The organism is Shewanella sp. MTB7 (genome assembly GCF_027571385.1).
Taxonomy (GTDB): Bacteria; Pseudomonadota; Gammaproteobacteria; order Enterobacterales; family Shewanellaceae; genus Shewanella.
Genome location: NZ_CP085636.1, coordinates 890208 through 903392, shown reverse-complemented (window position 1 = coordinate 903392; position 13185 = coordinate 890208). Strand labels below are relative to the sequence as shown.

7 protein-coding genes and 1 tRNA gene are annotated in these 13185 nt (G+C 42.3%); 2 read left to right on the top strand and 6 right to left on the bottom strand.

Going from position 1 to position 13185, the window contains the following annotated elements; translation table 11 throughout:
* Window positions 1-61: 61 nt before the first annotated feature.
* The 4 genes from HWQ47_RS03665 to HWQ47_RS03650 form a co-directional block, all read right to left on the bottom strand.
* Window positions 62-787: a hypothetical protein gene (locus HWQ47_RS03665; protein ID WP_269969839.1), complete on the bottom strand. Its 726-nt coding sequence runs from the start codon at window positions 785-787 to the stop codon at window positions 62-64.
* A gap of 3 nt (window positions 788-790) precedes the next feature.
* Window positions 791-7873 (bottom strand): toxin TcdB middle/N-terminal domain-containing protein, encoded by a 7083-nt coding sequence (locus HWQ47_RS03660; protein WP_269969838.1) that lies wholly within the window; start codon window positions 7871-7873, stop codon window positions 791-793.
* Window positions 7874-8048: 175 nt separating this feature from the next.
* A complete protein-coding gene (locus HWQ47_RS03655; RefSeq protein ID WP_269969837.1) occupies window positions 8049-8486 on the bottom strand; it encodes an integrase arm-type DNA-binding domain-containing protein in 438 nt (145 codons plus the stop codon).
* 155 nt (window positions 8487-8641) lie between these two features.
* Window positions 8642-8726, bottom strand: a tRNA-Leu gene (locus HWQ47_RS03650).
* Between the two features lie 373 nt (window positions 8727-9099).
* Here HWQ47_RS03650 and HWQ47_RS03645 point away from each other — a divergent pair.
* Window positions 9100-9231 carry a DUF3149 domain-containing protein gene (locus HWQ47_RS03645; RefSeq protein WP_269969836.1) on the top strand — a complete coding sequence of 44 codons (132 nt, stop codon included), beginning with the start codon at window positions 9100-9102 and terminating at the stop codon, window positions 9229-9231.
* Window positions 9232-9386: 155 nt separating this feature from the next.
* Here the strand turns inward: HWQ47_RS03645 and HWQ47_RS03640 are convergent, their stop codons facing one another.
* Window positions 9387-9998, bottom strand: coding sequence for a superinfection exclusion B family protein (locus HWQ47_RS03640; protein WP_269969835.1), 612 nt, complete (start codon window positions 9996-9998; stop codon window positions 9387-9389).
* A gap of 233 nt (window positions 9999-10231) precedes the next feature.
* Between HWQ47_RS03640 and HWQ47_RS03635 the strand changes: the two genes are divergently transcribed.
* Entirely contained in the window at window positions 10232-11872 is a 1641-nt protein-coding gene (locus HWQ47_RS03635) for an ATP-binding protein (protein ID WP_269969834.1), read from the top strand.
* 64 nt (window positions 11873-11936) lie between these two features.
* Here HWQ47_RS03635 and pepT read toward each other — a convergent pair whose 3' ends face one another.
* Window positions 11937-13169 carry a peptidase T gene (gene pepT, locus HWQ47_RS03630; protein ID WP_269969833.1) on the bottom strand — a complete coding sequence of 411 codons (1233 nt, stop codon included), beginning with the start codon at window positions 13167-13169 and terminating at the stop codon, window positions 11937-11939.
* Window positions 13170-13185: the final 16 nt, after the last annotated feature.

The following is a 13185-nucleotide window of genomic DNA, read 5'->3' as shown; positions in this document are numbered from 1 at the left end:
TTATTCAACACATAAGCATAACGGTTATAGTTCTGCAGGCTCTTCGCCAGCTAAAAAACCATCACTTAGCCGTAAATCGATACTCAACAGGATAAACATATAGGGTATATTCAGTGATTTGTCCCTCTTCTATAAAAGGGAGTGTAAGCGTAAAGAAACCTTGATCTCCCGCTAGGTTGGTGTTCATTGCAACTAATATTCCGCACAAAATATTAGTATCGATTCTAAGTAAGTGTACTGGGAGTAAATTAAAATCAACTTGTCGATAAGGGATACTAATGCTGTCTTTCTGATAGAAATCATAGAAAATATCAAAAGAATTGCTGTCGACTTGAACATCCTCTGGCGGATATTGACACACATCAATACCGTAACTATTCCGCGCTTTACTCGGGTATCGTTTCATCTCTAAAAAATTAACCTTAGCTTTCTTACTAATACGATACTGGTCCATCATGATATGTTGTGTATCTAAGCGAATCCCCTCTTCTAAGGAAGTAATAAATATCTCTATTCTTAGGTTATTAAAGTGTTCTGAATCACTTTCCCCTGGAGGACGACTATACCCACCAGAGAAATGAAGCTTTACTTGAACCCCGTTATCCAGCGTAACAATTGGAGTAAATATAGGGGAGCTGTAACCCGTGTTTTGCTGGTGCCCTAGATATTTTGTCGTTTCAACATTTGTTAACCCATACGCACTTCCAGTGTTGTAAACGTAATACGCACAGCCGTTCAGGATAAGTACAATGGACATAATCGCTAGCAGTTTCGTAACGTGACGCATAGGCTACTCCTCCAAATTATTCATGTAATAATAATAGTTCCCGACACCCAACGCATAATATTGCCCAACAACAGCCGGCGGGATGGTGGCAATTAACACTCCGGTGCTACTGATATCCCAATTTGCCATCCATTTATCATGAAATACCGAAAATGCCCTGACGCCAACCCCCCCCCTTGAAGTCAAACTTAATACTGGTGAATACTCAGACATCCAGTAGTTATGATTGAAAGAGTTAAACTCCACGCGATTTTGAGCTGCCGACCAGCTGTAAAAATCCATGGTACCTTTGTTAACTAAAGAGGCCTTCAACATTTGAATCTCCTGCGCATTAAGCGTTGAAATATCCCTGCCAACAAGCCCTTTTTGTGCAGCTAGAGAACCCAACTCCACTTCTACCGATGTGCCTGTATTTGACACTGAACTATTTTGAACCCCATCACCCTCAAGCTTAATAACCGCATTGCCTTTTGAGGTTTTTAAGGAAGACTCATAGCCTGAATAACTGTCCATGGTAATCTTTAACCCCTGCGCTATCACAGCAAGCTTTGCTCCTTCACCACAAGAGCCTCCAGATACCGCTCCTGCAGTACACCCTCCCACTGCTGACAATGACAACCGATACGCTGAATCAGAAAAACTGGTTCCTGTACTGCTTAATGCCCCCGTGACTCCCCCCATAATGGCACCAGTTAACGCACCTTTTGCCGCGCCACTTAAACTTCCTGTTGTTATCCCTCCAGCAACAGCCCCCGCTGCCGCACCAGCTAAAGCATAGCCACCAGCCGATAAACTGTAAGTTGTAACAGCACTAAGCCCCACTCCAGATGAAGCAGAAGTGACCATTCCCAACTGATAAAATGCCCACTCAGATGCCGCGCCATAGGTCACGACAGCAACGACAATCGCCAAAATGGGTTTCCAATATTTCTTAATCGCTTTCCAAATTTTATCGAAAAAGAATCCAGTAGGGTCGCTATAACTCATTGGATTATTCAACACATAAGCATAACGGTTATAGTTTTGCAGATTGTCCGCTTGTTGGATAAAAGGGTCAGCCTGTAAAAAACGACCAATATTGGCATCATAAATCCGCCCATTCATATGAATAATATCCATATGATCTATCCCTTCATGCCCGGTATAGCCCTTGCTGGCCGATGGAGAGATAACCCCATTGAGTCGCGAATTGCTATAGGCCGCGGTTTGTTTACCCCAAGGGTCATAGGTGAATTGTTGCACTACAATGCCCGCAGCATTAGTTACTGTGGTAGTTGAACCTTGGTGGTCTTTGTGCAAATAGAAAGTATCGGTGGTGTTATTACTTCGCTTAGTTATCACCACGTTGCCCACATAATACTTTTGCTCGGTAAGTGCAGCCTTGCCGCCTCCGGTGCGCATCACTTTCTCATAGTGACTGCCCACATAGTAGGTTGTGTAATAGGCATTAACTCCAGCTTCAATTTTGATGTCTGCCCGTTTGTATCGGGCTCGTCCAGCATCATATTCAAAACTACTGGATTCACGACCTTGCGTAATGGTGTCAATTAAGTCATATGAGGTGTAGTTGAAATTACGCTGACTATCGGATGTAATGTTCCCTCTTGCATCATAGGTCATGGCATGCGTCGAACTGGTCTGACTGATACAATTAGAACCATTAAGCGTCGTACCAGCAGGGCATGACTTGATAACCGAAGCCGTTAATGTCCGATTGCAATTCGTTCCTGTTAATGACCAACCAGCAGGACAAGACCAACCACTTGGTATTTGTGTCAGTATTTGCTGACATTGGGTTCCTGATAATGTTGTGCCTGAAGGACATCTCCATGTATTTGGCTTATTGAACTTTGTTGAACAAGTGCTACCAGATAGCGTAGCCCCACTAGGACAGCTATAAGTGACGTTGGCATACACTGTTTTTTCACAGTGACTGTCATAGCCAATTAACTGGTAACCTGATGGGCACTTCCAATTACAACCTCGTTGTTGAACACTCTTTGGGTCCCCTCCTCCCCCACCAGAACATACCCATAAAGGTCTCTTAACGAGCACGTCTACACACTTATTTGAAGTACTCGAATAGTTATAACCTGCTGAACAAACCACAATAGCTGAGGTAGATACCGTCTTTTGACAACTGCTGCCATTCCAAGAGTAACCACTGGCACAGACTGCAGTTGCAGATCGAGACTCAGCCTTAACACAAGCACTGGTTGCGGCATTTAAAGAGTACCCAACTGGGCACGACTTAATCGCTGCCGTTATGGCTGGGGTTTGTGATATGCCCAATAATTTATAAGGGTTGGTCGCATCATACCGATAATGCCCTGTACCCGTCTTGGATACGATATTCCCCCAATCGTCATAACGTATATTTTGCGTCGATTTAAAATCGACAGGCAATGTACTTCCTCCACTACTGACGGTAATAGTGCGGTCATACAAGCGATATAAATCATCATAAGTGTAGTTTTCAGCAAAGGTTGCCGGAGCACTGGTCAATTGATGTTGACGCCAATCCAGATTCCCCATCTCATCAAAGCGATAAGCTAGCTGATGCAACAACCCGCCTTTATTCAGTTGGATAGTATCTATCCACCCCGTATCTGATTGATATGACGTACTCTCTTGAGCACCATTACCGTAATTAACTTCAGTAACCTGCCCGCGAGCATTCATATTACTGACGGTTTGATAAACAAGTCCGGTGGTTTTATCCTTGCGCTGAAATAGGTAACCGGCATCGTTATAACGGTTCTCGATTGCAACTAAGTTCTTGGGGTACCTTAAGGTATCAATTCGGCCAGCCGCATCATAAGTAAATTGTGTGATATACGCATCTGCGCCTATATGTGTTGTTGTTGTGTCCAACCGTCCGTAATTATCATAACCCAATGTTTTTTGTTGCAGGTAACCTCCGGCATTACAATTGGTCGTCTGGCTGCCGAAAATACGCTCAGTCACTAACATGCCTGCATTTTTAGTGGCGCGGTTGCCATACAACCAACACGATGTGCCTTCGAGCTCAGTTCTTCTTATCTTGCGCCCTAATGCGTCATAAAAAAGTGTGGTGACTTGTCCACTGGCATTCGTTTGGGTTAGCAACTCCCCAAATGCATTATAGGTATAACGCCATAATCCTTTATCCAAATCCCTTGATGTCGTTTTGCGCCCATGTTGGTCATATTCAAGAGATGTACGCAGGACTTTCTGACCACCACTTGACTGCACATAACTGCGAAGAAGATTACCTGTCGCGTCATACTCAAAACTCAATTCATTATAAAGCTCATCAATGACTTTCGATTGCTCACCAAAAATATTAACCTGCTTAGTTTGCTGCTTGCCCATACCATCTTGATACAAGGTCTCCAACCCTTGGTAATAGCGAGTACTGACGCTGTCATTTGGCATCCGTTCACTGATAACTCGATTAAAATCATCGTAACTAAGCTGACTATAATACGAGCTAACCGAATCAAAGGCTGGCTCATATTGACGTGACATCCGCCCCTTCTTATCATAAGATTTAGCGGTCACAATCCAATCACCATTAAACCCTTTGACCTTACTGCCCACCTCTCTACCGTACTTATCAGTAATAACTTGCTCTGTCGGACTCCCTAACTGGTTTTTTGTTGTAAGCATGACGCCATTAACCAGCGGGGTACAGTCCGATTGACTGCATAGCTCATAGCGATACGTTATCTGAGTAGCATCGGGATTGACCTCCCTTATGACTCGCCCCCAAATATCAAAATACTTGGTGATTTTTCTACCATTAGCATCGGTCACCGCTGCACTGGTAATGCGACCCGTTACGGAATTTGCAGACTGTTGATTGTACTGGCTAATAGCCACATCTCCCGCACCGTTAGTGGCACTATGAACAAAGCGCCCTCGCGCATCATAAGCGGTATGAGTAGAGCGAGTTTGCGCAGCTGCGCCCGATGCTTGAGTGCCGCCCGTGATATCCACCCGAGTCGTATTGCCAAATCGGTCGTAATGGTTTGTGGTAGTGAGTCTATATCGAGGAATATCAGGAGATAGGATAGAGGTTTTCAATAAACCATTACTGTAATAACTAAAGCTACTGCGCTTTGTAATTGTAGGAGCATCTCCCTCTCCCCAACGAGAAGAGCTCACCACCGAACTGCTTAATCGACCTTTCTGTGCACCACCACCGGCACCATCATAAAGGTTGGTGGTGATGATTCGATTTGAGATACCGGTCGACGAGAGGTCATGTTTCTCCGCCGTACTCTGGGTTAAATTGCCCCACTCATCGTATTCATTGTGCGTTTCTGTCCTGATTAACTCCCGAACCACATCATCGGAGCCGTATTGACGACTAATATCAACGGTCTCCATCTCTGTACGACGATATATCTTGTTATGTTCATTACTCTCCACTTCAACAAAGGTATAGTGATTAGTAGACAGAGATAGACTATTGCCTTGATAATGTTGTTTGGTTGCCAAAGGTAACCCTGTCGCAGGGAACAGTTGTGCGTACTGAGTTTCAGTCACCACTCCCGATTGCTCGTCAATACTTCTTAGCAGTTCAAACCCTTGAAAACCGCGACCTAATCGATTGACCAATAAGCCACCATACTCAAACTTAACACCAACACTCGAATTGGGCCCGGTCTCAGTTTGCACCCGTTTTACGACGCGAAGTGGTGGAATAGTTGAGAAGTTTTTACTTGAGTCTAGATTGGAAGATACCTGTGTTTTATAAACACTTTCAGCCCCTTTACGAGTAACGTGGTCATAGGTAATATTAGTCTTAACCCCAAATCCATCCGTAATGGCATGTATGGTATTATTGTGTGCTGACACTACTGGTCGATTAATCCTCCATCGGTTGTTTTCGGCATAATATAGACTTGTGCGGCCATCCCCTAAGGTATCAGCAAAACGAATTGTTTCTCTCGACCCACTTGGTAATAAAAAATGCCCACGGTCCTCCCAATCTACAGTGTCTACTCGTATTGCAGGTTTAGATAGCCGAACACGGATCGCCTCCGACGTTGTGACTGGATGCAACATATCAGCCCGTCCATCACCATTGACATCCAAGAAATACGTCCCCTTAGCCAAGGAGTCACTTGAGTTGACACCTATATTGGTCTCACCAAGGAAATGAACGCCATTAGAGAGTCGCTGACGCCAGGTACCGTTTTGTACATAGACAATATCAGTTAACCCGTCTCCATTTAAATCGGCAACCCGTAAATGCTTCACATCCTTTGTAGTGGGAATATTCTGTCGTTTTATAAATCTTGCTCCATTGGAAACGAAAAGCTGCCAATCGGTCGAATCATAACTCCGCCACTGCCCCTGCAAATCACCGACACATTCACCGTAGGAAACATCGTATATCAACCCTCCACCAGTACTGCAATAGTTGAACTGACTTCTTACTTTAAGCAGTAAATCCGTTAAACCATCACCATTAACATCCACTGCAGCACTGGTTTTGAAACTGGGAGCACTCTCAATCACATCAGGTTCGAAATAAGCGGTATCCTGAGAACTGAATGTATACAGCGTCCTTGCAACATCAAACCTTCCCCCTAAATTTTTATACCATTGAATTTGACCACTTTTTAAAAACAAGATATCTTCAAGCGCATCACCATTCACATCCACCACTAATGTACTACCGTCATAACCTAAGGCTTTACGCTTTAAATCGGTGAGGGTGTATGCCACCACCCGGTCAACATCTTCACATAAATGAGTTCCACCACCGTTGGGCTCACAGGAAGGAGTAGTCACTATTGATGGCTTAAAACTAATAACATGCCAGTTGCTGGTTTCACTAGTCGCAATAAGTAAATCTCGCTGACCATCACCATTAAAATCAATACTTTGAGCAAAGTGCGCTTTATTACTACCAAAACCCGTTAAACGCTCCTCATCTCCAGTAGCAAGCGTACGTTTATACCATGCTCCGCTACGCACATAAATGATGTCAGTAAAGCCATCACCGTCCATGTCGAACATCTGCGAAGTCAGGTTTTCTCCTATAGGCATAGTGTGTGAAGCGCTTGCCACAAATGGAGTGAATGACCAGTTATTAAACGGGCGACGGGTCCAGTCAAATGCGATAGCACGCGTACAGTCATTCCTATCAACATCGACACAAGCTTGAATACTGTCAATGAAGTTTTTATCTTCTACCTTGTTTGAAGTACTGTAATCTAGAAAATAGGATTTTTGATGCTGACCGTCGAGTTCGACTTCAATGCGATTTAATAACTTGGTTAAGCTGAACTCAGCCCCATAGACGTACCCACTTTTAGGCTTAGGGTTGGTCATATAATGAAATTTCACGCTCACATAGGGAGCTGTACCGTCACTGTGCCCAGCATAATCGATACTTGACAGCATTTGTTCGGAGGCGGTTTGTGTATAATGATAAGATATGTAGTTACCCACATTATCTTCAATGGCCTTGAGCGCCCATAGACGGGTTACCTCACCATTTTCAGTATCAATGGTGATAGCGGAATCACCTGTGATATTGTTTCCATCTACATTATTGAATTGTTTATTGCTGTGTGCGCTGATATTACCGAAGTAATGGGTTTCACCAGCCTTGGTCTCCACCTGAAAAGCCGCGGGGCCGCCACCAGAGGTTTGCCCTAACGCTGTAATGAACGATGCGTCATCAATCTCTTTTCTATACTCTGAATCTGCTTCACCATAAACGCCAGACACCAATACCAAACGCATACCATCTAGGCAAAATTTATCATCCATGGATAAATTTACGCCTTTTAGTAGGCCGTCTTGAGCAAAAGATTGAGGGCAACGTGAAATCACTGAGCTGGCCGATAGACTCCAGCCTTGGCCTAGATACCCGTCACCACCTGAAGAGGAATAAGTTAAAGCAATTCCTGGGCGTAGTCCGCCTCTAGCAGTTGGGGATTCAATGGGTAAAGTATATGTTGCAGCCCCTTGTTCATTGACCTTGAACTGACCAGCTAATGGAACAGTATTAGCATAAGCGTAACCAACAAAACTGCTGAAACACGCTAAAAGGGAGAAGTAACGCACAGATGTATATCGCATGTGAACAATATCCTTATGTTAAACACAACAACGCAAAATATCATTATCATGAAAAAAACAAGGAGACTAATTAATAATTTATCAAACTTAACAACTGATGATTTAGATCAACATTCAACCGAAAACAGTAAGGCGAAAAAAATAACGTTACCGATTTGGTCACACATCATAGCCATTAAATAAGAGCAAACTGGGGAAATAAGTATTTAGCTAGTAAACGTTCTCGTTTCAAATATGTACTTTGTTGCTTGGTTTCTTGCTTTTGAAGCAACCATCGATTTGAGATACTTTGAAAGGTGTTTTCTAAGGCGTTACGTTCTTTGGCCTCGGCCAAAGCTTTGTGTTTTTGAGGATCAACTTCAGCAGCAACTAAACTTCTAGACTCGTCTCTTTTTCTTCTGGCTTGCGCTAGGGTTACATCAGGATAACTACCAAAACTAATTTTAAAGCGTTTTTTAGTTACAGGAACAACATAAGTAAAAAACCAAGACTTACCACCATTAGGTCGAACTCGAAGCGCTAAACCATCACCATCATTGATAGAATACTCTTTATCTTTAGGCTTAGCTTGTTTGACTTGAGTATTAGTAAGAGGGGTTACTTTCTTAGCCATCGATTCTGCTCAACTCTCAATTTGGGGTTACATCGAGGGTTACATAAATGTCTGGATTTCACAAGATGCCTATGGAACCCCATAGACTAAGAATAGGCGTAAGCCCTTAATTTAGATATAAAAAACCTGCTCGAAGGCAGGCTTTTCTATTTTATTGGTACCGGAGGACGGACTTGAACCGTCACGCTCGAAAGCAACGGATTTTGAATCCGTCGTGTCTACCAATTCCACCACACCGGCATCATTAAATAGCCTTATTGACATCCGAGGACCTCAGTAAGTGATGGCGATTATACCTTTGCCGCTAATAATGGCAAGCCCCTAAAAGCCATAAACTTACCAACTGAGCACTTTTTACACTCAACCGATAGCGTTTGATGATAATACATCCATAATGCATCATTTTCAAACAAGCATTAACCACTTCAAAAAGTGATTAATTTCACTCTCGACTTAAACAATAAATAAGTAAAACTCAATACTCATCAGAGATTTAATGTTGTACGCACATTTTAACAACAATTACGTTAACTTTATTGATCGAGATCAGTTCACCCAAATCCAATCAAGGCTAATTTAACAAAAAGAGAATATTTTGAAAAAGGACTTACACATGCTTTTCTGGCTAGATTTAATGTTTGGTAATCCGATAGGACTGCTATCAATGATCGTTATCTTCTGCACTATAGGGATCATGTCATATCTGATGTGGATGTTTATTCAAAAATCTAAACCTGATAAGTAGGGAACCTACCAATATATTTCCAAGCAGAATGCGACAATCACTATCAGAGTTTATCTTTCATTGATATTTGCGCTATTTTAAACGCCAAGGGGGAGTGGTTACCCCCTATTAGTTATCTCAACGGTTTAACAACTTAATCAATTTTATTGATGCAATTAAGCTGCATGCTTACGTGGGTTCACAATATTATTTACAAAGTGAGGTCTGGCCTTAATAAGATTTTTCATCTCTTCCTGGCTAGGTTCACCCGTTGGTAGCCTTAATACTTGACGATTTAAGTAAATTCTAGCTCTCATTGATATTTTATAATCTGCAGTCGCCCCCTGAATAGCGTAGTGCTTTTGATTACCTAAGTTTTCAATAATATGTGTCGCAAGTAAACTTTTAACCGCTGGTTCCTCCTGAGGGAGAGTCAAAATCGTCTCTCCTTGCAAAAAAAACTCCCTTAATAGTGCCCGTTCTGCAGGATCCAACAATCTGACTTTCTCCTCTATTACTTCGATTATGCGTTTACCTTTAAGATAAGTTATCGCTTCATCAAGAAAATAATTAAGAATTTGAGTCAACAGGTAAGCAACACCAATAATGAGGCCTAAACCAATAAAATGTGAATTAGCGGTCACAGATGCATCCAAATTTAGCATCCGCAACAGAGGTTCAGGCATAAAAAGCAGAGCGCCACTGACTATCGCGACCCACAACATTAAGTTGAAGCTCAACTGTTTAGAACTTAATAGCTTAAATTTTTTTGATTTGAGTTCCTGCATATACAGACCTAGTGTCAATAAACTGGACAGGTCTAATACAGTGCAATATTGATGCCATCAAGCCACTGTAAAAACAGTAATCCCTATGTTCTTATTTTCCTTATTGATAGTTAATTTTCACCATCACCAACCTAATTACCCGTCTATGCTTATAACAATAAAAATTAGCACAATCAGAATAAGTATGGAATATTGAACTAAGGTACCTCTTTAGTCACATAAGAAAAGGATTAATGCAGACATTTACTGGCCAGCTGATCCATAGCCCTATCGGTTTTAAGCTGACGCTATCAATTATTATTTTTAGCTCGTTAATTACAATATTAACCACAGGCTTCCAACTCGTTAGTGACTATAAAAGCGATGTCGACAGGATCGAACGGCAATTTACTAATATAGAGAAAGTTAACCTAGATGTACTGGCAGCCAGTATCTGGGTCATTGATGATCGCCTGATCAACACGCAAATCCATGGTCTGATTCAACTACAAGATATTACCTATATCTCAATTAACGACGATAGCGGACAAGAGTGGATTTCAGGGGAGCCTTCACTGGAAAATACTATCGAAAAATCCTTCGAACTCTCATACCGTTCAGGTAACGATCTCATCCCTGTTGGTACCTTACTAATACAAGCCGATCTCAATACGGTTTACGACAAGTTATTGGATCGTACCATTATAATCTTGTTATCCAATGCCATTAAAACCTTCATCGTGGCAGGCTTTATACTCTTTTTAGTTTGGTACATGGTCACACGCCACTTGAATCGCTTAAGCCAGTACTGTCAAAAAATCGACCTAGATTCTCCGTTTGAACCTTTGAGTTTCGATCAAAATGAAAATAAAAATGACGAGTTCCATCAAGTATCCCATGCCATCAATACCATGCAGCAGCAGTTAAGAACCTCATTCTCTGATATCAAACGATCTAAACAGGAACTGCAAGACGCGTTAACAGATAGAGAACGGTTATTGGCACTTGAAACGAGTTATAAAGAGGAGCTATCCAGTCAAGTCAAAGAGCAGACTCAGGAGTTGGAACAGTCATTACTCGTGCTTAAGCGAGCTCAGGAAGTATTAGTCGAACAAGAAAAAATGGCGGCGCTTGGTGGTTTGGTCTCCGGTGTTGCTCACGAAATTAATACACCTATCGGCATATGTTTAACAGCGGCCAGTTCGCAACTTAATCATATTGATGAGTTGATTAAAGTCATCCACAGTGAAAATGCAACGTTAGAGGAGCTCAACTCCATTTTAGAGGAGCACCAAATCAGTTGTGAGCTCATAGTCAATAATATCACCCGTGCGAGTAGCTTAATCCAGAAATTCAAAACCGTTGCAGCTCAGCAAAGTCAAGAGGAGAAACGCAGTTTTAACCTTCAACAGGCACTCATCGACAGCCATGAGTCCGTTAAAATTTTATTCTCTGAAATTCAAGTGGATGTGCAACTCGAGTTAATGCCGACACTCTCGGTTAAAACCAACCATAACCTGCTTAAACAGATCATCACCAATGTGCTATCTAATGCATACTCACATGCATTTAAACAGGTAGAATCTCCGATGATAAGCATTAAAGTTGAACTCGAAGGTGAACAGCTTAACATTTTGATTCAAGATAATGGTTCAGGGATTAAAAAGGAGGACCGTAGTCGTATTTTTGAACCTTTCTTTACCACATCCCGCCATAAAGGTGGCACAGGTTTAGGCCTATCAGCCGCTTTTAACGCGACGACTCTGCTAAAAGGAAGTATCAAGCTCATTCAAGAATGTGAACTCGGTGGTGCGTGTTTCTCTATAAGTTTCCCTGTAGAGGTTGTTGAAGATGAACTATTAGATTCAGATATTTTTTTCGAAAACTTAAACTAAGATCGATAAGAGAGAGTCAGGCTTTTACCAATCGATATTAATAAGCAAGACTCCCCAAACGCTATTACTCAGATAAAGACTCCTGCCCAGTAAGCTTACAGATTGCGATAATCACATCTACTGCCTTTTCCATAGACTCGAGACAAATGTATTCATGCTTACCATGGAAGTTATGTCCTCCGGTAAAGATATTTGGACAAGGTAGCTCCATATAAGAGAGTCGGGCTCCATCAGTGCCGCCGCGGATAGGCTTGATAATAGGCGTAATGCCTTGGCTTATCATTGCTTGCTTAGCAATATCAATAACGTGTGGATAGGGTAAAATCTGCTCTTTCATATTGAAATAGCTGTCGGTGAGCTCAATCTCTAAACTGCCCACGACTAAATCAGTATTATAGCTATTCACCCTGTCAGTTAACCATTGCTTACGCTTTTCAAAAATATCGATGTCAAAATCACGTATAAGATAGGTTAATTCAGCTTCTTCTGTTTGCCCATGCATATTCACAAGGTGAAAGAAACCATCGTAATCTTTGCTCCCCTCAGGGGTATCTTGTAATGGCATCTTAGCGTGAAAACGTGCTGCCATAGTTTGCGCATTAACCATCACCCCATAAGCCGTTCCGGGGTGACAATTATTGCCTTTAGCCCGAATAATTGCTGTGGCAGCATTAAAGTTCTCAAACTCCAGTTCCCCAATCTCTCCACCATCTATGGTGTAAGCCCACTGAGCACCAAAAGCTGGGACATCGAAATGATCAGCGCCTCGCCCTATCTCTTCATCAGGAGTAAAGCATAACCGAATCTCCCCATGAGGGATCTCAGGGTGCACTAAAAGGTAAGCCAGTGCAGTGATAATTTCGGCAATGCCCGCTTTATCATCTCCTCCCAGTAAACTCATGCCATCAGTGGTGATCAGTGTTTGGCCAATATAGTTAAGCAAACTAGGAAACTGTTCAGTGCTCAGCAGATCGCATTCACCGAGCAAGATATCGTCACCATTATAATCTTCGATTATCTGTGGATTAATGTTAGCCCCATTAAAATCGGGAGCCGTATCTAAATGGGCAATAAAGCCAATACAGGGCGCCCCATCGACTGTCTTTGGCACACTCGCCGTCAAGTAGCCTGAACTGTTTAACTCGACACGATAAAAGCCAAGCTCTTCAAGTTCCACCTTCAACATACCCGCAAATTTGAATTGTGAGGGCGTACTTGGGGACTGAACATTACTGCCGTTAGACTGAGTATCAATCTTTATATAACGTAGAAAACGCGTTAATAATGCTTGTCTCATAATTGGTGACCTAAAG

Bases quoted from the DNA above. Each gene is read 5' to 3' on its own strand.
- HWQ47_RS03665 (WP_269969839.1), bottom strand. From the start codon at position 787: ATGCGTCACGTTACGAAACTGCTAGCGATTATGTCCATTGTACTTATC.
- HWQ47_RS03645 (WP_269969836.1), top strand. From the start codon at position 9,100: ATGCTTTTCTGGCTAGATTTAATGTTTGGTAATCCGATAGGACTGCTA.
- pepT (WP_269969833.1), bottom strand. From the start codon at position 13,169: ATGAGACAAGCATTATTAACGCGTTTTCTACGTTATATAAAGATTGAT.
- HWQ47_RS03655 (WP_269969837.1), bottom strand. From the start codon at position 8,486: ATGGCTAAGAAAGTAACCCCTCTTACTAATACTCAAGTCAAACAAGCT.
- HWQ47_RS03660 (WP_269969838.1), bottom strand. From the start codon at position 7,873: ATGCGATATACATCTGTGCGTTACTTCTCCCTTTTAGCGTGTTTCAGC.
- HWQ47_RS03635 (WP_269969834.1), top strand. From the start codon at position 10,232: ATGCAGACATTTACTGGCCAGCTGATCCATAGCCCTATCGGTTTTAAG.
- HWQ47_RS03640 (WP_269969835.1), bottom strand. From the start codon at position 9,998: ATGCAGGAACTCAAATCAAAAAAATTTAAGCTATTAAGTTCTAAACAG.